We start from the raw sequence: 24,438 nt of genomic DNA, 5'->3' as shown, positions 1-24,438 counted from the left end.
AGACATCCTATATTAATGGCTATGAGAAGGGTGTTGGTTAGGTTGCTCTGTGTGTTCTGCATTTTTCTTGGCAACCGCGAGTTTCAATAGGTATTCACCGATACCCACTGTCAGAATGACCCCGATAAGTACCGGTGCACTGTATGTCCAGTTTACGGTCATATCGATAAGTTCTGGGAAGATAAACAGGATCACTGCCTGGGCAATGACCACGAAGCAGATGATGCTCAGTACCCACTGCACGCCTAGGCCGCCAGGAACACGGAAAGGACGCTCGGTCTCTGGGTCACTGATACGTAGCTTCAGGTATGACGGGAACATAAACAGGTAAGGTAGAAGGAAAATACAGCTGGAGAAGGCAAACACAGACCAGAACAAATCGTCACTGGTTTGGGCAAAGAGGGCGTAGGCCAGAATCACCACAGTCGATAGGATACCGGTAATGTTGTTGGCACCGACCGGGGTATCGTGTTTTTCTGACATTTTAGCGACCGCTTCAGGTAGCTCGCCTTCGTTAGCGGCTTCGGCTGCTGCTCGGCTAGCCCCCATTGTCCAGGTCACCATGTTGCCGATAAAGGTAAGCAGTGCCATGGTACCGATTAAGTAAACCATCATGGTGCCAAATGCGCCTGTTCCGAATAGTTTGCGTAACGTGTCGACAATACCCGCAACCAAACCGATATCCTGTACCGGCAGTGCCATCAAGATGCCAACCGTGCCAAAGACATACAGGAATGCTGTGATAGCGGCGGCAAGGAAGATAGACTTTGGCATGTCCCGGACGTCTTTCATCTCTTTGGTCATGGTCGCGACCAGTTCAAACCCCATTAGGTTGAACACCAAGGCTGGAAGGAAAGCCACACCGGTATCTAGGCTTGGCATCATGGCGGAAATGGTAAATTCATTGGCAACACCATGCTTGGCAGCGTAGAAGAAACCACCAAAACCCAATACCGCGATGACAGTGACTTTAAGGATTGCCCCGATGTTGGTTACCCATACGCCGACATCAACGGAAACATTGCAGATCCAGATGGTGAGCCAAGTAAGGGCAATACATATGGCGATTTGCCACATCAATGAAAGGCCAGGGAAGAACAGTTCGGCGAACATGCCGGCAAACATGATATAGACCGCAGGCATCCACAGGCCGACGTTAATCCAGTAGAACCAGGTTGTCCGGACAGCCCATTTGTAGCCGAACGCTTTCTTGACCCAGTCATAAATTCCACCGTCGCCAGGGTAGGTGGTGCCCAGTTCAGAAGTGATTAATCCGTAAGGGATAACAAAAACAATGAGGGTAACCAGCCACCACCCGATAGCACTGACGCCAATGGATGCAGAGGCCGTCAAGGTATCAACGACAATAACAGCACATAGGCTAAAGAGGGCGAGACTGCCTACTCCCATCTTTCCGCCTGAGGTTTGTGTTTCCATAATTATATCTCCGTGATTGTTACACGTTATTTATGCTTGATGTCCAATTCTTTAATTTACGGAAATAATCTTATGCCTACCGCGGGCAGATATTCGTTATTAGAATCACTTATCGGATATCGTTAATATATGACTGCCAAAGGCGTGACTCTTACCATAAATAAAGCGGCTGAATGTGGCTAGGATGAGAAAATTGATTCTGGTCAAATAATGCTAATTATTATTAGCGATAAATTGAATGGTAGGTTCTCAATGATAAATAAGACAGGTTGGTAGTATGGCACAGGATAAACCAATTATTGTGGTCGCTGTTGGTGGTAATGCACTATTACAACGTGGCGAATTAATGAGTTACGAAAATCAGGCTAATAATATTGATATCGCTTCTAAGGCGTTGGCAGAATTAAGCGAAAATTACCGTGTGGTTGTGGTACATGGAAATGGCCCCCAGGTTGGCTTGCTTGCTCTACAAAATTTAGCTTATACCGATGCACCACCTTATCCACTTGATGTCTTGGGCGCAGAAACCCAGGGGATGATCGGATATATGATGGCTAGGAGCCTGAAGAAATATATGAAAACGGGGCATGTCAGCACGGTCGTGACACAAATAGCGGTTGACCAAGCCGATCCTGCTTTTAATGCGCCAAATAAATTTATTGGGCCGGTTTACGACAAAGAAACGGCACAAGCCAAGTCGGCACAATATGGCTGGAATATAAAACCGGATGGCGATTACTGGCGTCGGGTTGTTCCTTCACCATTCCCGCAGGGAATTATTGAAATTGATAGTATACGCACATTACTCGATGCTGGTCATACAGTAATATGTTGCGGTGGTGGCGGCTGCCCGGTGGTTGAGAAAGAGGGTGAAATGACCGGGGTTGAGGCTGTGATAGACAAGGATTTTTCAGCGGCGACATTGGCCAAGCAGTTGAATGCACAGCACCTGCTTATCCTAACCGACGGTGATTATGTCTGTGTCGATTGGGGTAAGCCAACAGAGCAGCCACTCTATGATGTAACGGTTGAGCAACTGGGGCAATACACCTTTGCTGCAGGCTCTATGGCGCCGAAGGTTGAAGCCTGCTGTGACTTTGCGGCCTATACAAAAGGTGCGGGGATCGGGCATATAGGCTCGCTTCATAAAGCGGCAGAGATCATGGCAAACCGTTCTGGAACACATATACACGGATAGGTAACTCAATGCGAAAAGAGTCGACAGAGAAGAGACTTGAGAGGATCCATTCAGCGGCAATTCGTTTGGCGTCACAGAGGGAGGTGAGCGCAATATCTATCTATGATGTTGCCAAGGAGGCTGCGATTGCTGCCTCAACGGTCTATCATCATTACCCGAATATTGAAGCCTTGATTTGCGAGTTAATGAACTCGGTATTTGATGACTTTGAGCAAGTATTAGATGATGCTGTGGTGGCAGAAAAAGTCCACCATTGGTCTGACATTAATCGGATGATTGAGCAGAGTTTCGTTGACTATTACCGTCTGGCGCCATTGGCGCAGCACACGTTATTAGGGCAACATACTTACTCCTCCGTCCGACAGGCCGATGCACAAAATGATTTGGTTCTGGGCAAGAAGGTAGAGGATATTTACCGGCAGTATTTTACCCTGCCTGAGTTGCCAAGTGATGTTAATATTTTTGCCATCGCGTTGCAGGTGGCCGATAAAGTCTACTCGATGAATTATCGGGAAAATGGCGATATTGCCCCCGAAATGGCGAGGGAAGCGATAGTGATCACCGAAGCCTATTTGGGAACATATTTGCCTAAGCAACTGCCGAGGGCTGTTACTCTCAACTAATTATTTCTATCGACGATTTTACCGTAGCTTTTACTTATAAGCCTGCTGTTGCCATTGCAATAGCGGGCTTTTTATTGTCTGGATATATTATTAGAAATGAATATCGAAAAAAGGCTGTTGTTTGTTTTAATCAGTGTGACTTGCGTCAATGTGATTATTCAAGTGGAAATAACAATACCGATTAGTGATTCTAATTTTAGAATTCATTGTTCTTTTTCCGGATACTGAATTCATCCAAGCAATACACCAAAACGTGATTGCTCGATGAATAAATTAACTCTGGTAAAAAGGATACGAAAATGAGACTTCCATCTTCTAGTGCAACCGAACTAAATAAACTAAACCTGCGCCATTTTCTGAAGACTCAGGATTTTACCAAGCAAGAACTTGAAGAAATTTTAGAGTTGATGGCGATGCTAAAGCAGGCTCGCCGAGACAATGCGGTTCCACAGCTATTCAAAGGCAAGTCGGTCGCGATGATTTTCGAACAGCCTTCTACCCGTACCCGAGTGTCTTTCGAAACTGCTGCGACCATTCTTGGGGGCCATGCACTGTTCTTGTCACCGAAGGATATCCACCTTGGTGCCAAAGAGTCGCTTGAAGATACCGGCCGCGTTCTGTCTCGCATGGTTGATGTGATTATGGCTCGTGTTGATGAGCATGATACAGTGGCAGGCCTTGCGAAAAACGCCAGTGTACCTGTTATCAACGGTTTGTGTGATTGGCTGCACCCAACCCAAATCATGGCTGATTTGTTCACAATGAAAGAACACCTACCTGAAGGTAAAGCGTTGAGCGATTTGACCGTTGCTTTCGTGGGTGATGCAACGAACGTAGCGTCTTCACTGATGTTTGCCTGTACTAAGTTTGGCATGACCTTCAAGCATATCTGCCCAGAGCGCTTCAAAGCGCCACAGAAGTGGGTCGATATTGCGCTGGGTAACTGTGAAACGTCAGGCGGTAAATTGGTCATCACTGATAATACCGACGAAGTAGCGGGTTGCGATATCATCGTTGCAGATAGTTTCTACTGGTTTGGTCAAGAGGAAGAGAAAGAGATCCGCCTATCGACTTTCATCCCTGAGTATGTAGTGACAGAAGACATGATGGCGAAAGCGGGACCAAACGCCATGTTCATGCACTGCCTGCCAGCCAATGATCAGCGTGAATGTACCCGTGGTGTAATGGAAGCGGATAATTCGTTGATTTTCGACGAGGCCGAGAACCGCTTAACCGCACAAATGGCGCTGTTGGTGTACTTCACCCATAAGGACATGACCATTCCGACCCCAGAGGTTGAAGCGGCCCATAAAGAGAAAATTGACCGTTTCCTCTCTGCATTATAATTTCCTCCTATTAATGTGAAACAGCCCGATGCTTGCATCGGGCTGTTTGCGTTTGATGGGCAATGAGACTTAGCTGTTAAACCCCTCACGAATGTGAAAGATGGTTTAAAATTTAATGACAAACCCGTCAAATCGAAATGTCAGGAGGCCCTTATGGTTAGGGTTTTTTACATTAGCGATGACTTAGACGACCTAGAGCTGGTGGAGTACGAGTTGGAGCTCAGTGGGCTTGGCCCTTCGCAAATCCACGTGCTCACCGACAATGATGCCGAGGTTGCCAGCCATCAACATCTCCATCCGGTGAAATCCTTTATGCGCAATGACGTTATCCACTCCACCGAAATAGGTGCTGTGATTGGCGTAGTTGTCGCTGCACTTGTTTTGTTTTTTGCTTATGCCACTGGCGTGGTAGATACGGTAGGTTGGCTGCCCTTTATCATGCTGGCAATCATTATGATGGGCTTTATCACCTGGGAAGGGGGCTTGTTTGGTTTCCAGGAGCTTCATTACCAGTTCCGTCGTTTCAAACAGGTACTGCAATCTGGTCGCCATGTATTGATGGTAGACGTCGAACCCGAACAAGAGATTATGCTGGCCAATGTCACCTTGGCCCATGACAAACTCCAACCCGCTGGAACCGGCAAAGCACCGCCACGTTGGTTGGTCTCGCTGCACAACCGCTGGGACCGGATGATGCATACCCTGCCGTAGGCAATCCTAGCTATCGGTGAATACTGACGTCATTTTCCGGTACATACCCGGTGATACGCCTTTTAATTGCTTGAAGTTTCGGTTGAAGCTGGAGACGGTGGGAAACCCCACCGTAAAGCCGATATCGGCGATGCCCTGTTTGCCCTCAAGCAGCAGGGTAGAGGCGGCTTCAACCCTGACATTGTTGATATAGTTCATTGGTGAATTGCCTGTTTGGCTCTTGAAGGCTCGGCAGAAGGCATTCTTGTTCATGCTGGTTCTTAGCGCGATGTCCTCGAGGTTGATATCGCGGTGGTAGTTTTCATTGATCCACTCAATCGAGGCATGAATCTTGGTAGTAGCAAGGACCTCGACTTCCGAGTTGGGCTGGGCAGAGATAAATTCAAGTTGGGTACTTTTATCTACTTCGGCGAGCAGCTGGAGAAACTTGATAATCGAATTGACGCCCGAGGATTCTATTAAGGATCTCATTAGCTGGAACAACTGCTTTGGCGCTTTTCTAATTACCAAACCATGTTTGGAGTGGCTGATCATACGCGCTATCCGAGTAAGTTCGGGGGTATTGGTAAACAGTGAGCCAAAACAGCATGGGTTGAATTGCAGGATATAAGAGTTAAGCGGGCTGTGTTTTTGTTCTGCTTCGCAATGAAAACGGTGGGGAATGTCTGAGCCAATAAAGAAGATATCGCCTGCCTCAAAGTAGCTTGCGGTATTGCCGATAAGGACGTGACCGTGACCTTTGGTGATGAAGACCAACTCCGTTTCATGATGGAAATGATAGGGGTGCTCAAACTCCTTGGACTGAAATTCATAAGCAGTAAATGAGCGATCCATACGATCAACGTTTTCAGCGGTAGCCTTCAAACTCCCTCCCAACCAATCCATTGCTTGTTGTCTGAATTGTAAATGGTGCGTTTTTTGAACGGTAGTGATCCATTTCACGGTTCTTCCGATTGCTAATTTTTGGCTATTTTCGGCAAATTTTTGCGCAGATTCTCCTTGTCTACAGCCCTATGATGATAATCAAAGCGGATGTTGGAGATGCACCATGGAAAACAAAGATATCACTCTGGATGGCGTTGCAGCTGATTTTATCTCAACCCTTATTTCTCAACAAAAAGCCCGTAGCCGGTCTCGGATCGCGTTTGTTTCGGTTGCGATTGAAATTCACTTCAATTGGCAACTGGCCAAGGAAACCACCTTGCAGGTTTCGGAGTTGGTGCGCGAGATGCTGCCGCAAGATCACTATGATCTTATTGTTGCCGATGAGCCATTTCAGGATCATAACCAGCTCAAAGCATTTTTAGACGATGCGGCACATCAAGGGTTGGATGGGGTGATTGTGTGTCACTCGGCGTATACCACCGGTGAGGTGGCATCACAGTTAGGTACATGGCTCGCCAAACATCAGACCCCTATATTCAGCCTGGCGATGCCAGAACCAATGGGGAATGGCCTAAATCTCCAAGCAAACCGCTTATGTTCGCAAAACTTTGTACTGGGTATCCTCAATTCATTGGGAGTGAAATACCAGTGGCAGTTCTGCTCTCCGGAAGACCCTCGGGTTAAGGAGGAGATACAGGCTTTCACGCGTGTTTGCCGGGTGCTGGGATACCTACGCGGCAAGAAAGCACTAATTGCTGGCGCTAGCCGGGTACCGGGTTTCTATGATTGCGAGATCAATGAAATTGCCATTTTGAAGAAACTGGAGCTGGGTTTTGACCGGGTCAACCTGGTTGATATCACGGCACGTATGGCAGAGTTTCGCAGCGAAGATATTGCCGAAATCAAACGCCAGATCCTCTCTGACGTTGACTGTAAGTTCAACAACGTTCCCGATAATCAAATCGAGGACACAATTCGCTTGTCACTGGCCCTAATGGTAGTCGCTCGCGAAGGCGACTACGTTGCGGTGAGTTTCAAAAACTGGCCAGAGTTGTTTGATCACTTCCAGATCGCTGGCGATGGTGCGATGGCACTGATGAACGACCAGGGCATAGTGGTGGCCGATGAGGCCGATACCGGGGCCATGATTACTATGCTGCTGTTTAAAGAGTTAATGTCTGATGGAGCGGGGCCGGGCACAATCCCAATGCTTTCCGATATCTCTTACCTATCGGGAGATGGGGAGCGGTTGGGTGTCTGGCACAACGGTTCGGCAGCAACTTGCTTGAGAAATCCAGCGACCGGCTATGAATGCCGCAAGCACGGTATTTTGGAAAACTACGACGAAGATACGGCCTGGGGGCTGTTGTTTGAGTTCCTGGTCAAGCCGGGTCCTGTCACTATCGCCAAATACCAAGCGCCTTCTATTGATACTGTACTGGCCTTCGAAGGTGAAATTGTCCCTTCTGATATGAAATTCCGTGGCACCTACGGTGAGGTGATCCCTTCCGGTTACACGGCGGCGCAAATAGTCGGCACTATCATGGACCAAGGCTTGGATCACCATTGGATTGTCGGTCGTGGGCACTTCTTGAGGGATCTCCAAGTACTCAATTATTGGATCGGTGCGGAATCAATAGACGTTGCTAACGCCGGGGAGAGCTGCGGCTTTGGAGGCTAACGATGAAAAGTATTGCGTGCTTAGGGATGGCGGTCGCAGATGTCATTGTGGGGCCATTAGATGGATTTAGTTTTTCAACGGACGTCACTCTGGTAGACAACGTACAGGTCAAGCCGGGAGGTGACGCGGCAAATGTTGCGCTCAACTTGGCTGCAACGCGTACTCCGGTCAGCCTGCATTCTATGCTGGGTGACGACATGTTTGGCCGTTATCTGCAGGAGGTTTATCAGGCCAAGGGGATTGAAAGTGCCGTCAAGGTTTCCAAGCGGCACCAAACCGCAACGGCGGTTGCTTTGGTCAAACAGGACGGCGAACGGGTGTTTATCTATAACGGTGGTGCCATTGATGAAATGACCATGGCCGATATTGATATTGGTAACTTACTGGGCCACGACATGTTGCATGTCAGCGGGTTCTATCTACTCCCTGCCTTGGAAAACAGCGGCTTGAATGAACTGTTCTATACCGCGAAACAGCAAGGAAAAATAACCTCATTGGATGTCGGCTGGAACGCTGATGAGCAATGGCTAACTAAAATAGCGCCGGTTTTGCCATCACTGACTTACTTCTTGCCGACGCTTAACGAAGCCCAGCAGATTACCGGTTATCAGACAATAGAGGAATGCGCGGCCTTCTTTATCGAGCGGGGAGTTGAAAATGTGGTGATCAAAGCCGGTGCCAAAGGCGCTTATGTCAATGACGGCAAATCGGCTTACTGGGTAAAAGGAGAGCGAGTTGCAAAAGTAGTCGATACCACAGGGGCTGGAGATGGTTTTGTCAGTGGCTTTCTGGCGGCCATATCGAGGGGGTACCAACTTGAACAGGCTGTAGAGGTTGCCAACCACGCGGGGGCGAGGGTTGTACAGCAATACGGTTCGAGCGGCGCGATTAAAAGTTTCGAGCAAATTGATATCACAAGGAAAGTTTATGAAGACGCTATCTGAGTTGCTGGCACAATACCATCAAACCGGCGATTGCCTGATCGGTTTTAACTTCAATGATGTGTGGGACGTTCAAGCGATTTGCCAGGCAGCACAAGAGAGAAACCAACCGGTTATGTTGATGGCATACACCAAGGTAGTAGAGGTGTTGGGGCTTGATCTTATCCAAGCGATTGTCGAGAGGATGAAAGCACGATACTCAGTGCCGATCTACCTCCACCTTGACCATTGTGATGATGTTGAAATGTGCATGCAGGCGGTCGATGTCGGTTTTGATTCGGTGATGATTGATGGCTCGGCCTTGCCATTGGAAGAGAACATCGAGAGGACAATCAAGGTTGTAAACTATGCCCATGCCAAAGGGGCCGTCGTTGAAGCGGAAATAGGAAAAATTCGTGGCCGGGGAATGACCGATGACGATTATCTTGCAAGCGTAGCGGACGTAAAGCGTCTGGCAGAAGAAACCGGTGTCGATATGATTGCGGTGGGTATTGGTACTGCCCACGGCCACTATCAAGGGAAGCCAGAGATTAACTTTGAACGTTTGCAGCAAATCCATCAGTCTGTCAGTACCCCACTGGTGCTGCATGGTGGTACCGGGATCCCCGAAGAAGATATACGCCACTCCATGACTTTTGGGATCACCAAAATTAATGTCGGGACGGCAATCCATACTGCGTATATGCAAAACCTAGGTAAGCAAATAACAAAAGACGGCATCGATGCTTATCCACCAACCACTATTAGCGAAATATTGCCGCAAGTTAAAAATGAAGTCGTTAAATATTTTGAAATGGTAAATCCATCACAAGTTGTTTAACGGCTAAGAGATAAATGCAAATTAATTAAAACTCAAAATAAATATAATAAGTGTCGCTAAGGAAGGATGCGGTCCAAGCTAAATAGTGCCTTTAAAACTATTTAGCTTCCAATAACGTGATAAAAGGACGAATTATGATTATTCCAATCTCATTTGCCTTGGTAACGGGAGCCGTGGCTTTAGGGTCTTGGTACAAGGTCAGAAGAAAAGAGAAACAACAAGAATCAGCAAACTCTTATTTCCTTGCAGGACGAGGGTTAACCGGGGTGTTAATTGCTTCATCCCTGATGCTGACAAACCTGTCTACTGAACAATTGGTCGGTTTGAACGCCCAAGGTTATACCGCAAATATGACACCAATGGCGTGGGAAGTGTGTGCGGCATTGACCCTGGTTGTTGTGGCACTCTATTTGTTGCCGAAATATTTGAGTGGTGGGGTGACAACCATTCCTGAATTTATTGAACAGCGATTTGGCAAAAGTACCATGTATTTTTGTACTTTCCTGTTTTTATTCGGGTATGTGCTGAATTTGCTTCCGCCAATATTGTATACCGGCTCGGTCGCATTGGGCGGTATATTTGATATCTCCGGGATATTTGATGTTTCATACTGGGGCGGAATATGGATTATGGTCGTCTCGATTGGCCTTGTCGGGGCAGCCTATGCCGTATTCGGTGGGCTAAAAGCGATAGCCTATTCTGATACCTTCAATGGTATTGGCTTGTTGGTCGGCGGCGTCGTGCTTATCCCTTTGTTTGGCCTGTCTGCGTTAGGTGATGGCAGTGTCGTTGCCGGGTTCCAGCATTTGATGACGGAACACCCGGAAAAACTCAATGCGATTGGTGGCAAGGACGATCCTGTTCCGTTTTCTACATTCTTTACCGGGATGCTGATCCTCAACCTTTTCTACTGGGGAACGAATCAGTCGATTATCCAGCGTGCGCTGGGTGCACAAAACCTCGCAGAGGGACAAAAAGGGGTGCTTTGGGCAGGAATGTTAAAACTGCTTGGTCCATTCTTCCTTTTGATCCCAGGGATCATCGCATACGCTATGTTTGGGCCGGATTTGCCTAACGGTGAAGTCGCTTATCCTATGCTGGTCCGTGAAGTGCTGCCAACACCTTTGGTTGGTTTCTTTGCTGCCGTGTTATTTGGTGCAATCCTCAGCTCCTTTAACAGTGTGCTGCACAGTACCTCTACACTGTTTACCCTCAATGTATATAAACCTTTGCTTAATCCTAAAGCAGATGATCGTGACTTAGTCAGGGTGGGTAAGCGTTTCGGTGCGGTAATTGGACTCTTTGCTATCTTTGTTGCTCCTTTTATTTTCTATGCACCCGAAGGTTTCTTCCAATATTTCCAGACCATCAATAGCTTTTATATGGCGCCGATGTTCACCATTATTGTGGTGGGTTTGGTAACCCGTAAGGTGCCAGCCATGGCAGCAAATATTGGCATCGTGGTATTTATGTTGGCTTATGCACTGACCAGTTTTGTCTTCCAGCCGGATATTCATTTCCTTCACTTAACAGGCATATTGTTTGTTGCAGTGGCGGCCTTGATGATATTGATTGGTTATTTCTTCCCACAAGAAAAAGCGGCTGAAACCCAGAAAACCAGTGTGGTTGAATTAACACCATGGAAACATGCCAAGCGTTTTTCTTTGGTGATATGCGTTGGCGTTGTAGCGTTATATATCATTTTCTCACCGATTGGGATCGCGCAATAAGCGAGTGTTCCTCTGGATTGCTGGGGCTGAAATACGCCCCGGCAAAATAGGAGCTAAATATGTATATAGAAGTTGGCCAATATTTAGGTCAGGACGGCGTTTGGCTTAAAAATGATGAGACGCGGTTATTTATCCAGGCTTTCGGTGGGATGACTCCGGAGTTCTCACGGAAAATGCGCAGCCAAACTGGGGACTATTGGCTTAATGCCCATTGGATGCCGCATTTTAAAGCACCGTTTTCCGGCAGGATGGATAACGACGACCCTGAGCAACTGGCTTACTGGCAAGTTGAACTGCTACGCCAGGCTGCCGGCACCTTTCCTTGCGCTCCGGCATTTGGCCCGGGTACTAACAACATACCGACCCACGGTGACACGGCCAACAATGTTTGGTCATTAGCGTCAGCAAGATTGGTGGACTCGGGCGGTGAGAGCTATGCCAAAGCTGTTTGGCATCTGGCCGGGGAGTTTGAGCAATTAAAGTACCAAAAAACAGATTACCTGCGCCAAGGTGATAGTAGCCATTATATGGTGATGACGGTTGAAAATAACCATGACTATGCAGTACCGATAAATATGGCCTGGCATACGACCTTGGGGGCACCTTTTGTCGAGCGGGGATGTTGGTTGCTCGATAACTGCCAGCAATATCAAGTATGTCCGCAAGGGACGGAATTCGATACAACGGCAAGCCTCGAACTAGGCGCACGTTTCGAGTCATTGAGTGATATCCCAACCCGTACCGGGGGTAAAAGTGACTTGTCCCTGATGCCTGGTTACAACGGCCATGCAGAATTTATTAGCGGCGTATCAAGTAGCCGGCAATTACTTTGGAGTGCCTGTTACAACCCTTATTACAACCTAGTATATGTCAGTGTAATTCCCCTCGCTCAATTAGAGGATCAGGTGTCGCCGTCTTTTATGAACTATTGGATCCATAGCGGTGGCCGGGAAATGATGCCTTGGGCGGATTATGAAGGAGGTTACGACCGTAATTATGCTTTGGGACTTGAGTGTGCCATTGGAGGCTCTTGCAAAGGCTATGAATGGAGCAGGGAAAACCCACAGTTTCTCAATAAACCGACGTATTTCGAATTAGCCGGAAATAGCACTGCCTCTTTTGTTTGTATCAATTCTTTTTTCTCCCCTGAAGGTTACGGCAGGCCAATAACCGGGGAGTCGCAATTAACCGAAATGATAGAGCAATATATCCGCTCATTGGATATTTCTTTTGACGGCCTGCAAGCCAGGTAATGACTTTTTCATGAATTAAAAGCAAATAATAAATAGCACAGGAGTGTTAAATATGACCATCCAAACGCTAGACCCTAAAACCCTTGAATTTCTTGAACCTGCAACACTGCCATTTTATGTCAATGGCCAGTGGAGCCAGTCAGAGCAGACCTTGACGGTAGAAAACCCTGCAACAGGTACTAGAGTAGCCGATGTTTGCCTTGCCGATGCAAAAGCAACGGATCAAGCCGTATTGGCCGCCGATGAAGCGTTCCCTGTGTGGCGTAAGGCTGAGGTAGCGTTTCGCAGTGAAAAGCTTCGCAAGCTTGCCCAATTAATTGAAAGGGACAGCCAGGTATTGGCTGATTTGGAATGTATTGATGTCGGTAAGCCAGTGGCTGCAGCAATAGGGTTTGATGTGCCCTTTGCCGCTCAGTGCTTTGAATATTTTGCCCAGGTAGCCTTAGACGCCGAGTACGAAGTGGATTTGGGACTGTCGGTTACAGATAGCAAAACTATCAAACGCCCTTATGGCGTGGCAGGTTTCATTTTCCCGTGGAATTTCCCACTCACCTTATGCGCTTGGGGGATTGCCCCAGCCTTGGCAGCAGGCAACACCGTGGTGATAAAGCCAGCTTCTGAAACACCGCTTTCGACCTTGTATCTCGCTAAATTGGTTGAAGAAGCCGGTTTCCCAGCGGGTACAGTCAATGTCATTCCCGGTAAAGGCAGCGTTGTAGGCGAAGCATTGACTAGCCATCCTAAGGTCAAACTGATGTCATTTACCGGTTCTACCGAGGTTGGCCGCCATATCGGTGAAGTGTGCGGGCGTAACCTTGTTCCGGCTAAATTGGAGCTAGGTGGCAAAGGGGCTGCCGTTATTTGCCAAGACGCGGATATTGACCATGCGGTCGAAGGGCTGTGCGGCGCCATTTCGTTGAATGCCGGTCAGGTGTGCTGTACCGCTTCGCGCTGGTACATCCACGAGTCTATCTACGATGAGTTTGTCGCCAAGGCCAAAGCAACCCTCGAAGCGGTGGTGGTGGACAATGGCCTCAAAGCTAGCAGCCAGATGGGGCCGATGTGTACCCACCGCCAGATGGCCAAGGTACTGGAGTGCATTGCTGAAGCGCAGGCAAATGGTGCTGAGGTGGTAACGGGCGGTCAACGTTTGATGTCAGGTGAGTTGGATGAAGGCTATTTCATCCAACCGACGCTGTTGGCAGGCAGTGATGATAACCCTTGGGCGCAGGAAGAAATCTTTGGTCCAGTGGCCTTCCTACTGAAATTTAGCGATGAAGAGGAAGTTGTCGAGAGGGCTAACCGTAACCCTTATGGCCTGTCGAATAGCGTATGGACACAAGACAGCGACAAAGCACAGTGGATTGCCGCAGAATTGGTTGCGGGTAATAGCTGGATCAATGCCCATAACGTGTTTGAGTACGGTTTGCATTACGGAGCCTGCAACCAGAGTGGTTGTGGTGGTGGGGTAAACAGCAAGGCAACTTTCGAAGGTTACCTGCGTCATCAATCAGTTGCGGCCATCCGCTAAGGTGAAGGCATGGTTCTTGATATCCTGAAAAAACACCAGGTGGTATCACAAGAACATGCCACGGCAACCCCACTGACTGGTGGGGTTAGCTGTGAGATTTATCTTGTCGAAGACCCGAAAAACAAGCTGGTGGCTAAAAGGGCACTGGAGAAACTGAAAGTTGAAAAAGACTGGTTTGCTGATACCAGCAGGAATTTATTCGAACAGCGTTACCTGAAGTATGTCGGTAACCAGTTTCCCCAATATGTGCCAAAGATTTTGCATTCATTTGAGGAGGAAAGGCTATTTACGATGGAGTTTTTCCCTGAACGATTCAAAGATTGGAAGAAAGATTTAATGCGGGGCCAAACCTCGATGGTGGTCTCGCAGAAAATTGGCGATATTCTGGGTGCCATTCATAAAGTCAGTTGGCATGAACCCATAGCAGAAGGGTTGTTTAAGTCTGATGAGAATTTTCACCAACTTCGGCTAGAGCCATATTTCGAATCTATGGTGAGTATCCATCCGCAATTAGCGGGGCAAATTACGGCGTTGTGCAGCCGGGTGGCAACGACTAAACACTGCTTGGTACATGGGGACTTCAGCCCGAAAAATATTCTGGTGGCCGGGGAAGAAATCAAAATCGTGGACTGTGAGGTAGCTTGGTATGGCGATCCTTCCTTTGACGTAGCCTTCCTGCTCCATCATTTGCTGCTCAAATACTGCCACTTCAACAGTACGGCTTATCTCGATCTGGCCGTTGCGTTTTATACCCGCTACCGCAGAGCCATAGGTGAAGAGAGGTTCCTTGTTGTTGGCGAGGATAACGTCGTTGAGCTGACCTTGATGATGATGCTGGCCCGTATCGATGGAAAATCTCCGGTGGAGTATTTATCGGCACAAGAGAAAAGCCATATCCGAGAGCGTGTTATCCGGCTACTGGGCAAGAATATAACCAAACTGGATCTGTTGATGGAAGGAGTGCAGCATAATGAAAATAAAGTCTGTTGATGCGTATCAGATATTTGATTCCCGCGGGCAGCCAACGGTTGAGGCGGTAGTGGAGCTAGAAAACGGCATAAAGGGTGTGGGCATGGTGCCGTCAGGGGCATCAACAGGGCAGTTCGAGGCATTGGAACTCCGTGATGGCAACGTGCAAAGCTACCTTGGTAAGTCTGTTTTCAAGGCCGTTGGCAATGTGCAAAAAGAGATAGGTCCTGTTCTGCAGGGAGTGAGCGTTGATTCACAGGCGGTGATCGACAAGATCATGTGCGATCTCGACGGTACGGCAAACAAGTCCCGCCTGGGGGCCAATGCTATTTTGTCTGTCTCGTTGGCTGTCGCCGATGCGAGGGCAAAGCTAAGTCAGAAACCGATATTCCAGTCACTAACACCTGATGGTGAAGGTAAGTTGCTGCCGCTGCCTGAGATTCAGTTGGTAGGGGGCGGTGCCCATGCCCAATGGCGCACGGATATCCAGGATTTCCTGTTGATCGTCAATGGCGCTAAAAGCTATCAGGAAACACTGGAAGTGACCTACAACATCTACCGGACGGCAGAGAATTTACTCAAGAGCAGGGGGTTACTGGCTGGTGCTGCCGATGAAGGGGGTTTTTGGCCCACCTTCAATAGCCATGATGAGATTTTCCAGTTTGTCGTGGAGGCGATTGAGAAAGCCGGATATCTACCCGGTGAGGAAGTATCGATTTCGCTCGATATTGCTGCCAGCGACCTCTATTCCGAGGGTAAATACCATTTACCGCTCGATGGCAAAAGCTACACGCCTGAAAAGTTCTTGGCGCTGATGCTCGATTGGTGTGAAAAGTATCCGGTATTGTCGATTGAAGACCCGTTTGCAGATACCGACTTCGAAATGTGGCAGCGCTTCACCGCACTGGTGGGGGATCGTATCCAGGTCATTGGGGATGATTTGTTTACCACCAATATCGATAGGATCAAGCAAGGTATTGAACAGAAACTGGCAAATAGCGTGCTGATCAAATTAAACCAGATCGGAACGGTTTCGGAGACCCTAGCAGCTATTGAACTGACGCAACAAGCCGGTTGGCTACCGGTTGTCTCGGCTAGATCGGGAGAAACCGAGGATGCTTTCATTAGTCATCTTGCCGTGGCAACCAATGCCGGTCAGCTCAAGGTAGGATCATTTACCCGAAGCGAGCGGATGGTTAAGTGGAATGAAGTGATCCGTATCGAAAGGGAGCTGGGTAAGGAAGCCAAATTTATAGGGGGAGAGATTTATCACAGCCTGCAGCAATTGGTCGAAACGGCGTAACACATAGTTTTTATCTGAGAGAAAGTCTTTATCTGACAGCAAAGAGCCACCATGACGAAATGGTGGCTCTTTGGCTTTATGCCAAGTCGTCTTTGCCTTCAATCAGGAAATGGTGGCTGACTGACCCTTCGGTACGGGCTTTGAGGTGCGGTACATAACCGGGATCGCTCATGAAATCCAGACAGGCCTGTTTTGAAGGCCACTCAATGATAATCCGAAGGGCAGCTTCTTCCCCTTCACCTTCCAAACGCTGGTGGCTGTCGGTACGGGCGAGGTATTTACCGCCGTATTGCGCCACCAATTTATTGGCAGGGCCGATGTAATCAGCCACCCAGTCTTGGTTGGTCGGGGTAACAGCTAGAACAGAATAGTAAGACATGGTACATCTCCGTAGGGTAATAGTCGTTGTTAAAAGAGGTCTGTTTTAGCGGGCAAATCCGCCAAATGGCTTAAGCCAAAGTGGAGCCAGGGCCGCATGGCGAGAGCGTAAATCATCGGGTAAATCACCCAAGTGAACCATACGTGTTGGCTCGGCGGCGGCGACCCAACGCTCTGCAAAGTTATCCCAATTGCTTACGTGGATATGGGCCGACTCAACGTCTTGAAAGCGTTCGTATACCATGACATCGCCGTCATCAGAGATGTAGTACTGGTAGTTCAAGGTGCCAGCTTCCTTCTGTGTCTCTGCAACGATTTCTTTCATGACTGCTTCGAATTCATCACGTTTGCCGTCTTTCAGTTTTGCTTCAACAATCCAACCAATATTCTCAAACATCATTGACTCCGGTATTACGTTTACTTGCTACTTTGCTGGGAACGAGGACTAGGCGTATTGCCTTGCCCGTTGCTTGGTTTGAATAGTAGTCGCGATATTTGCAGTTGATAATAGCCACGATAGAGGAATGACTTTATAGAAATTGTTGATAATGAGCTGGTGGACACCGCTTTCTCCTATTTATGCCCTTAGTGTTGAACTGGAAATATTTGTGAGAAATGTCATGTTTTTTGATGGGTAGGTTAAATCATGAAATAGATAAGGAATCACCATGAAACAAATGTGTTTCATCGCAATAACTGCCGTTAAAATTCATTAAATTGACAATAAAAGTTGGAATTTAGCGTCCATTTATCCTTTCTTTGTCACGAAATCGTCATTTCCAGCCCCTATTCTGCCCTCCATTCCTTGGGAGGGGACATGAATATTAAAGATGTAGCCGCATTGGCGGGAGTATCTCCGGCCACAGTGTCGCGGTATTTGAATAATACCGGCACGATTTGCCAGCAGACTCGTGAGCGTATTGGCAAGGTGGTTGAAGCAACGGGATACAACCCGAAACAAAAAGCCAAGAGGATTGAAATGAACCACAATCCGACGATTGGCGTGTTGATCCCAAGCTTATTGAATCCGGTGTTCTCAGAGATTGTCGCCGCGATACAAGAACGGGCCCGGTATTTTGGTTATTCCACCATTATTGTGGATACCCAATATGACAAAGGCCGGGAGCAACAGGCGGTGGTGGATCTTATCCGCCAGCGGGTAGGCGGAGTGATCCTGACCGTGGCAAATACCGAGCAAAATGAAGCGTTGGCTTTGCTGAAAGACTTCAATTTTCCCATTTGCCTGCTTTACAACAAATCTGCAGCCCAAGAGCCAGCAGTGTTTGTTGATAACTTCAAGGCAGGTTGGCAGGTGGCGGATAAGTTGATTGGGCTTGGCCACTATCGGTTTGGTGTGGCTGCGGGACACTTCAGTGCCTCCGACCGGGCAAGGCAGCGCTATGAGGGTTTCAAGCAGCGTATTGAACAAGACGACAGGGCTGAACTGGCTCTGCTGCTTCAGGTCGACCCGACTGAAATGGCGCCCTACAGCCAGCATAAAGAAGTCATCAAGGCAGCCATGGCGACAGCTTGGTTCTGCAGTAATGATTTGTTGGCGCTGAAGATGATTAATCACTTTCATCAGGCGGGAATGAAAGTACCCGATGAAGTATCGGTTGTGGGGTTTGATGGTATGTCTCTCGGACAAATCGTCCACCCCCCTTTGGCAACTGTGCGGGTGCCCCATAAAACAATGGGCAGCTGCGCGGTAGACCTTTTATTTAATTCAAAACATAACACAGAACTTTCTCTCCAGCGCGAACTGGATTTTCAGCTGAGCCTGGAAGGTACTGTGTCGGCAATAGATGCGTAGCACCAACTTATTCATTGGATTGGGATGAAATGATGAAATGTAAACACCTTTCAAAAGTGGCATTGTTGACTTTCGGTTTTGCCACCACAGCCGTTCAGGCAGCGGATGCTATTTGTTATAACTGTCCGCCGGAGTGGGCGAACTGGGGCGGGCAGCTTGTTGAAATCAAGAAGGAACTCGATATCAGTGTTCCTATGGATAACAAAAACTCCGGCCAGGCGCTGTCTCAGTTAGTGGCGGAAAAGAATAGCCCGGTTGCCGATGTGGTTTATTACGGCGTATCTTTCGGGATCAATGCCGCCGAACAAGGCGTGGTTGAACCTTACCAACCGGCCAACTGGGATCAAATCCCTGAAGGCCTGAAAGATCCGGAAGGCAAATGGTTTGCAATCCACTCCGGCACAATGGGTTTCTTCGTCAACGCCGATGCCCTTGATGGGGCCGATGTTCCACAGTCTTGGAATGACCTGCTCAAGCCGGAATATCGCGGTATGGTGGGATACTTAGACCCAACCAGTGCTTTTGTCGGTTATGCCAGTGCGGTTGCGGTCAACGAAGCGATGGGGGGCGATTTGGATAACTTTACCCCAGCGATTGAATACTTCCAGCAGTTGAAGAAAAACCGTCCTATGGTTCCGCGCCAGACGGCGTATGCCCGAGTCATTTCCGGTGAGATCCCAATTTTGCTTGATTATGATTTCAATGCTTACCGGGCAAAATATAACGATATGGCCAATATTGAGTTTGTGATCCCCGCTGAGGGTTCTATCGTGGTGCCTTATGTCATGAGTGCTGTAAAGAACTCACCGAATCAGGAAAATGGCCGAAAAGTGTTGGACTATGTGTTGTCTGAAAAAGGTCAGCAGCATTGGGCCGAGGCATATCTGCGCCCCGTTATTGCTGGCACCATGAGTGAAGAGACGCAATCCAAGTTCTTGCCAGATACAGATTATGAACGCGCGGTGACTGTCGATTTCGGCAAAATGGCTGAAGCACAAAATCATTTCGCAGAGCGTTACCTTAACGAAGTTAACTAAATAACGGGGTGGGGGTAACCCCACCCTCTAATGGCATGAATAAAAAAATACATCATGGTTTGCTAATTATTCCAGCACTGATAATTAGCCTTGCTTTCTTTTTGTTGCCGGTGGCAAAACTATTTTGGCTCTCATTTGAGAGCGACGGTGGAATGAGTTACTGGTATATATTGACCCGTCCAGCGTATTACTCGAGTTTGCTGTCCACCATCGTTTTGTCGGTATTGGTAACCTTAGCCAGTTTGGTCATTTCAACCGTTATTGGCTTATTCCTGACCAAGAATGACTTTAAAGGCAAGTCATTGCTGGTCGCGATGTTGAGCTTCCCATTGGCCTTTCCGGGCGTGGTTATTGGCTTTTTCGTCATCATGTTGGCAGGCCGCCAGGGGTTGATTGCCCAAGTTAGCCTAGCTCTGACCGGTGAGCGCTGGATGTTTGCCTACACAATGGCTGGCCTGTTCCTCGGATATTTGTATTTCTCCATTCCTCGGGTCGTGCTGACGGTAATGGGCGCGGCGGAGAAGTTGGATCACAGCTTGCTCGAAGCAGGGAGATCCCTCGGGGCCAACCGCTGGCAAATCTTAAGGGATATTACCCTGCCAGCACTGACTCCAGGTTTGGTTTCATCGGGTTCGGTATGTTTTGCTACCTCGATGGGGGCATTTGGTACCGCTTTTACATTGGCCACCAACATCAATGTGTTACCGATGACGATTTATACCGAATTTACACTCAATGCCAATTTTGCCATGGCTGCGGCACTCAGCTTGGTGCTAGGTGGTATTACCTGGGTTTGCTTGGCTGTTGCGCGTATCAAGGGTGCAGCATCGGTCAGTATGGGAGGTTAAGTGATGAAAAAAGATAAGTTCTTCTATGCCCAGTTGCTGTTTACGATTTTGACATGTGCCTTTTTGATTGTGCCGGTTCTGATGTCGGTGACCGCTGGCTTGACCAATAATTACTTTGTCGGGGTGAAAAGTGGGTTGACCCTGAAATGGGTAGAGCAGGTATGGACGCTGTATTCGGATACGATTTGGTTAACGCTACAAATTGCGTTGGCGACCACCTTGATCAATATGTTGGTTGGGGTGCCCTGTGCCTACTACCTTGCCAGTAAACGTTCTAAGTTCAGCGCCGTATTTGAAGAGTGCCTGACACTACCAATTGCCATCCCGGGTATGGCGATTTCACTGGGTATTATTTCTGTTTACGGTGGATTCAGTGATTTCCGGAGCAGTTGGCTATTTATCCTGGTCGGTCACGTTATCTTCACCCTGCCATTTATGGTGAAGTCAGTATTGGCTGTGCTAAATAGTATCAACTTCAAAGTGTTGGAAGAAGGCGCGGCAAGTTTGGGGGCGACATTCTGGCAGCGGTTCTTCCATGTGATAGTACCGAACTGCAAAACGGGTATTATCAGCGGTATTTTGATGACCCTGACCCTGTCGGTCGGCGAATTCAACCTGACATGGATGCTGCATACCCCGCTGACCAAAACCTTGCCGGTTGGCCTAGCTGATTCCTACGCCTCGATGCGGCTTGAAGTGAGTTCAGCTTACACCTTGATCTTCTTGTGCTTGATTATGCCTTTGCTTGTGGCAGCGCAGATGTTTAACAAGAAAGCAGCGAAATAGCAGCGACTTTCAGTGAGATAGTTAAAAATGAGTTTAAAAAGTTCTAGCGTTGCCATTACGCTAAAAAATGTTCAAAAGACGTTTGACGACGGTACCCTAGCGTTAAAACCATTGGATTTGGGCATTGATGCCGGGGAGATCCTGGTGCTGCTAGGCCCTTCGGGTTGCGGCAAGACAACCACGCTGCGATTGATTGCCGGCCTCGAGTTTGCCGATGAAGGCAGCCAGATCATGTTTGGCAATCAGGATGTCACCAAACTGCCGATTGAGTCTCGCCGGGTTGGTATGGTTTTCCAGTCTTACGCCTTGTTCCCCAATATGAATGTCACTGAAAACATAGAGTATGGTCTGCGAGTGCGTGGTGAGAGTAAAGAGGTTCGCCAGCCCAAAGTCGCGGAAATGCTTGAAATGTTTGACCTGACGCCTTATGCCAACCGCGGTATTGACCAGCTATCGGGCGGTCAGCGCCAACGTGTTGCCTTGGCCCGGGCGATTATTACTCAGCCTCAGGTCCTATTGTTGGATGAACCGCTTTCGGCATTGGATGCCCAGTTGAAGAAGCGCCTGCGCACCGATATCAATGCGTTGCTAAAACGTCTTGGCATTACCGCTATTTACGTAACACACGATCAGGAAGAAGCCATGGTGATGGGCGATCGTATTGCTGTTCTGGAACATGGTGAAATAGCCCAAATAGGCAGTGCCGAAGACATTTACCTCGCGCCGAAAAGCAAATTTGTCGCAGACTTTATTGGCCAGATGAATTACCTGATTGGTGTCCGCTCTGGCGATGCCCTTGACTTGGGTGAAGGTGCGGTCATGCCTCTATCGTCGGATCTCCTACATGGGGTCGAAACCGGTAAGGCGGTAATGGCAATGGTCCGCCCTGAAGATATCGAAATATTCCCTGCCGGTCAGCAGGGTGTGCCGGGTAAGGTGATATCCAGTGTATTCCTAGGTGACAGAACCCGGGTCATGGCGGAAGTGGGTGAGGAGCAGGAACCCGTCTGCGTCGATTGCTTCGCTCGGGAGGAATACATTGACCAGCAAGAGATTGTGTTGATGTTCAATCCACAACGTGTTGTCTTGTTGAAGGGGCAATAATTCATGTTGATTGCACAATTAACCGATCTGCACATCAAGAAGGCAGGAAAGCGGGCTTACCGCAAGGTCGATACCTTAAAGTGTTTGCAAAATGCCGTTGAGCACATCAATAACCTCAAACCGATGCCGGATATGGTCGTTGTTACCGGCGACTTGGCAGACTTTGGCGAACCTTGCGAATACGAGGTGATTTATCCTGAATTGGCCAAACTCAGACCGGTGCTCAAGGTAGTTCCGGGTAACCACGACCATCGCACCCATTTGCGCGAAGCGCTGGGCACGATTGCCACTTTCGCCGAGCATGAGTATTGCCATTTTTCCGAGTTTGCGGGTGGCTACCAATTGATAGGGTTAGATACTTCCGTGGTAGGAAAGCCATATGGCATGCTGGCGCAATCTTCACTTGAGTGGTTGGACAATGAATTGGCTCAGTGCCAAGATAAACCGGCTCTGTTGTTTATGCACCATCCGCCGATGACGGTTGGATTATCGCATATGGATGTCCAGAAACTGCTCAATGACGATGAGCTTTATCAGGTGTTGCAGCGCTATTCCCATGTTAAAGGTATTGTTGCAGGGCACTTGCACCGGCCTATTTTTGCTACCTGGCAGGGATTACCGGTATGGGTCGGGCCTTCCCACAGCCATTCGGTGTCATTGGATCTAGACCCTAAAGCGCCATCATCTTTTTCTTTGGAGCCGGTTGCCATCCAGTTGTTTAGGCTGTCACCCGAGGGGATAACCAGCCATATCAGCTATATCGATGATGCTGACGGGCCTTATCCGTTCTTTGATGAAAACAATCAACTTATCGACTGATCCTGTCGTTTGATAATGAGTGTCCTCTGCATTTTGCAGGGGCACTTTACACATAACAATGAAGAGCCCTGATGTTAGCTGATTTTCCTCTCTTTCCTATCGCTGATTGGCGGTTGTTTTACCGAAAAATGGACCTTGCAGTCAAAAGAGGTATAAACCGCATAGAGCAAATGTTGATTAACGCCTCCTTGATTACGACTCCAAAAGAGAGCGCCCTAATTGGGGGTGATATCCTTGGTTGGCTCGGTCAGAGCTTTAACTGGATACCGTCTTCTGCACGTAACCGGTACGCTGAAATGTTTGGTGAGGAGGTATTTCACTTCCTAGCTGGTGTTGAACACCCTGAAGATATGGGGGAGTTAATTGCTAGCGATATTTATGCAGCAGAAATTGATTACCTAATAAGTGAAGGCTATGTCGTGTTTGCCGAGGATATACTGTGGCGCCACCATCAATTGGGTTGGTCTTTGTCGGCAGGAGAGCAAGCTGCGATTTATCGCTATCTCAACAAGAAATGGTTAGATAAAGCAGGTGATCGAGCAGCTTAGAACCTGCGTATAATATATAGCGTAACTCTATATTTTTACTAATTAAAATTATCCAGCCTAACTTGGTCGATAATTTTATATTTCACCCAAAGGCAACTATTCTTTCATCATCTTCCCACCACAATTGAAGGCAATGAGTGCCCTCAGGTTGATAGAGAGGTGAAATGATGATCCCTTATCCACGTACCTTTTCACACATCGGTATCTCGGTACCGGACCTCGATGCTGCAGTAAAATTTTATACCGAAGTTATGGGTTGGTATCTGATCATGGAGCCGACTGAAATCCTCGAAGACGACTCCGCAATTGGTGAAATGTGTACCGATGTATTCGGGGCGGGATGGGAGCGCTTTCGTATCGCCCACCTTTCGACCGGAGACCGGGTAGGGGTTGAGATCTTCGAGTTCAAGAACCAAGAGAACCCCGAAGATAATTTCGAGTACTGGAAAACCGGTATCTTCCATTTCTGTGTTCAGGACCCCGATGTCGAAGGACTCGCAGAAAAAGTGGTGGCCGCCGGGGGCAAAAAACGGATGAAAGAGCCGCGTTATTACTACCCGGGAGAGAAACCTTACCGCATGATCTACATGGAAGACCCGTTTGGCAATATCCTCGAGATTTACTCACACAGCTATGAGCTAACTTATTCTGCGGGGGCTTATAATTGATTCGCCATT

General features: G+C 48.2%; 24 protein-coding genes. 20 read left to right on the top strand and 4 right to left on the bottom strand.

Features of this window, described 5'->3' with window-relative positions; genetic code table 11:
* Nucleotides 1–12: 12 nt before the first annotated feature.
* Nucleotides 13–1,437 carry an APC family permease gene (locus tag C9J01_RS06100; RefSeq protein WP_107297189.1) on the bottom strand — a complete coding sequence of 475 codons (1,425 nt, stop codon included), beginning with the start codon at nt 1,435–1,437 and terminating at the stop codon, nt 13–15.
* Nucleotides 1,438–1,714: 277 nt separating this feature from the next.
* Between C9J01_RS06100 and arcC the strand changes: the two genes are divergently transcribed.
* The 4 genes from arcC (at nt 1,715) to C9J01_RS06080 (ending at nt 5,315) form a co-directional block, all read left to right on the top strand.
* On the top strand, nt 1,715–2,635 hold the full coding sequence (gene arcC / locus C9J01_RS06095; protein ID WP_107297188.1) for a carbamate kinase: 921 nt from the start codon (nt 1,715–1,717) through the stop codon (nt 2,633–2,635).
* Nucleotides 2,636–2,643: 8 nt separating this feature from the next.
* Nucleotides 2,644–3,258, top strand: coding sequence for a TetR/AcrR family transcriptional regulator (locus C9J01_RS06090; RefSeq protein ID WP_107297187.1), 615 nt, complete (start codon nt 2,644–2,646; stop codon nt 3,256–3,258).
* Nucleotides 3,259–3,557: 299 nt separating this feature from the next.
* On the top strand, nt 3,558–4,604 hold the full coding sequence (gene ptcA / locus C9J01_RS06085; protein WP_107297186.1) for a putrescine carbamoyltransferase: 1,047 nt from the start codon (nt 3,558–3,560) through the stop codon (nt 4,602–4,604).
* 153 nt (nt 4,605–4,757) lie between these two features.
* The gene (locus C9J01_RS06080) at nt 4,758–5,315 is read left to right on the top strand and encodes an NAD/FAD-utilizing enzyme (protein ID WP_107297185.1); all 558 of its coding nucleotides are present in this window, start codon (nt 4,758–4,760) and stop codon (nt 5,313–5,315) included.
* 6 nt (nt 5,316–5,321) lie between these two features.
* Here the strand turns inward: C9J01_RS06080 and C9J01_RS06075 are convergent, their stop codons facing one another.
* Nucleotides 5,322–6,179 carry an AraC family transcriptional regulator gene (locus C9J01_RS06075; protein ID WP_158264494.1) on the bottom strand — a complete coding sequence of 286 codons (858 nt, stop codon included), beginning with the start codon at nt 6,177–6,179 and terminating at the stop codon, nt 5,322–5,324.
* A 184-nt stretch (nt 6,180–6,363) separates the two neighbouring features.
* Between C9J01_RS06075 and C9J01_RS06070 the strand changes: the two genes are divergently transcribed.
* From C9J01_RS06070 to eno, 8 genes are all read left to right on the top strand, one after another.
* Complete coding sequence (locus C9J01_RS06070; RefSeq protein WP_107297183.1) at nt 6,364–7,881, top strand: L-fucose/L-arabinose isomerase family protein; 1,518 nt, start codon at nt 6,364–6,366, stop codon at nt 7,879–7,881.
* A 2-nt stretch (nt 7,882–7,883) separates the two neighbouring features.
* The gene (locus C9J01_RS06065) at nt 7,884–8,825 is read left to right on the top strand and encodes a carbohydrate kinase family protein (RefSeq protein ID WP_107297182.1); all 942 of its coding nucleotides are present in this window, start codon (nt 7,884–7,886) and stop codon (nt 8,823–8,825) included.
* A complete protein-coding gene (locus C9J01_RS06060) occupies nt 8,809–9,642 on the top strand; it encodes a class II fructose-bisphosphate aldolase (RefSeq protein ID WP_107297181.1) in 834 nt (277 codons plus the stop codon). Before C9J01_RS06065 ends, C9J01_RS06060 begins: the two co-directional genes overlap by 17 nt.
* A 134-nt stretch (nt 9,643–9,776) precedes the next feature.
* A complete protein-coding gene (locus C9J01_RS06055; protein ID WP_107297180.1) occupies nt 9,777–11,372 on the top strand; it encodes a solute:sodium symporter family transporter in 1,596 nt (531 codons plus the stop codon).
* A 59-nt stretch (nt 11,373–11,431) separates the two neighbouring features.
* On the top strand, nt 11,432–12,625 hold the full coding sequence (locus tag C9J01_RS06050; RefSeq protein WP_107297179.1) for a hypothetical protein: 1,194 nt from the start codon (nt 11,432–11,434) through the stop codon (nt 12,623–12,625).
* Nucleotides 12,626–12,677: 52 nt separating this feature from the next.
* Entirely contained in the window at nt 12,678–14,156 is a 1,479-nt protein-coding gene (locus C9J01_RS06045) for an aldehyde dehydrogenase family protein (protein WP_107297178.1), read from the top strand.
* 9 nt (nt 14,157–14,165) lie between these two features.
* Nucleotides 14,166–15,146 carry a phosphotransferase family protein gene (locus tag C9J01_RS06040; protein WP_107297177.1) on the top strand — a complete coding sequence of 327 codons (981 nt, stop codon included), beginning with the start codon at nt 14,166–14,168 and terminating at the stop codon, nt 15,144–15,146.
* Nucleotides 15,127–16,428, top strand: a complete 1,302-nt coding sequence (gene eno, locus C9J01_RS06035; protein ID WP_107297176.1) for a phosphopyruvate hydratase — start codon at nt 15,127–15,129, stop codon at nt 16,426–16,428. The genes C9J01_RS06040 and eno overlap by 20 nt, the downstream gene beginning before the upstream one ends.
* 76 nt (nt 16,429–16,504) lie before the next feature.
* On the opposite strand, the gene C9J01_RS06030 is transcribed toward eno, so the two are convergent.
* Together C9J01_RS06030 and C9J01_RS06025 are read right to left on the bottom strand one after the other, a co-directional pair.
* Entirely contained in the window at nt 16,505–16,807 is a 303-nt protein-coding gene (locus tag C9J01_RS06030; protein WP_107297175.1) for a DUF1330 domain-containing protein, read from the bottom strand.
* A gap of 45 nt (nt 16,808–16,852) precedes the next feature.
* On the bottom strand, nt 16,853–17,203 hold the full coding sequence (locus C9J01_RS06025; RefSeq protein WP_107297174.1) for a putative quinol monooxygenase: 351 nt from the start codon (nt 17,201–17,203) through the stop codon (nt 16,853–16,855).
* Between the two features lie 420 nt (nt 17,204–17,623).
* Between C9J01_RS06025 and C9J01_RS06020 the strand changes: the two genes are divergently transcribed.
* From C9J01_RS06020 to C9J01_RS05985, 8 genes are all read left to right on the top strand, one after another.
* Nucleotides 17,624–18,619 carry a substrate-binding domain-containing protein gene (locus C9J01_RS06020; protein WP_107297173.1) on the top strand — a complete coding sequence of 332 codons (996 nt, stop codon included), beginning with the start codon at nt 17,624–17,626 and terminating at the stop codon, nt 18,617–18,619.
* Between the two features lie 29 nt (nt 18,620–18,648).
* Complete coding sequence (locus C9J01_RS06015; protein ID WP_237156882.1) at nt 18,649–19,656, top strand: ABC transporter substrate-binding protein; 1,008 nt, start codon at nt 18,649–18,651, stop codon at nt 19,654–19,656.
* 35 nt (nt 19,657–19,691) lie between these two features.
* Nucleotides 19,692–20,504 carry an ABC transporter permease gene (locus tag C9J01_RS06010; protein ID WP_107297172.1) on the top strand — a complete coding sequence of 271 codons (813 nt, stop codon included), beginning with the start codon at nt 19,692–19,694 and terminating at the stop codon, nt 20,502–20,504.
* Between the two features lie 3 nt (nt 20,505–20,507).
* Entirely contained in the window at nt 20,508–21,290 is a 783-nt protein-coding gene (locus tag C9J01_RS06005; RefSeq protein WP_107297171.1) for an ABC transporter permease, read from the top strand.
* Between the two features lie 27 nt (nt 21,291–21,317).
* Nucleotides 21,318–22,394, top strand: coding sequence for an ABC transporter ATP-binding protein (locus tag C9J01_RS06000; RefSeq protein ID WP_107297170.1), 1,077 nt, complete (start codon nt 21,318–21,320; stop codon nt 22,392–22,394).
* Between the two features lie 3 nt (nt 22,395–22,397).
* Nucleotides 22,398–23,213 carry a phosphodiesterase gene (locus C9J01_RS05995; protein ID WP_107297169.1) on the top strand — a complete coding sequence of 272 codons (816 nt, stop codon included), beginning with the start codon at nt 22,398–22,400 and terminating at the stop codon, nt 23,211–23,213.
* Nucleotides 23,214–23,284: 71 nt separating this feature from the next.
* Nucleotides 23,285–23,761 carry an FAD dependent oxidoreductase family protein gene (locus C9J01_RS05990; RefSeq protein WP_107297168.1) on the top strand — a complete coding sequence of 159 codons (477 nt, stop codon included), beginning with the start codon at nt 23,285–23,287 and terminating at the stop codon, nt 23,759–23,761.
* Between the two features lie 167 nt (nt 23,762–23,928).
* Nucleotides 23,929–24,429: a lactoylglutathione lyase family protein gene (locus C9J01_RS05985; RefSeq protein WP_201797807.1), complete on the top strand. Its 501-nt coding sequence runs from the start codon at nt 23,929–23,931 to the stop codon at nt 24,427–24,429.
* The last annotated feature ends 9 nt before the right edge of the window (nt 24,430–24,438 follow it).

Origin of the sequence: Photobacterium rosenbergii, assembly GCF_003026455.1 — a bacterium.
Classification (GTDB): domain Bacteria; phylum Pseudomonadota; class Gammaproteobacteria; order Enterobacterales; family Vibrionaceae; genus Photobacterium; species Photobacterium rosenbergii.
This window is presented reverse-complemented; position numbering and strand designations above follow the sequence as displayed.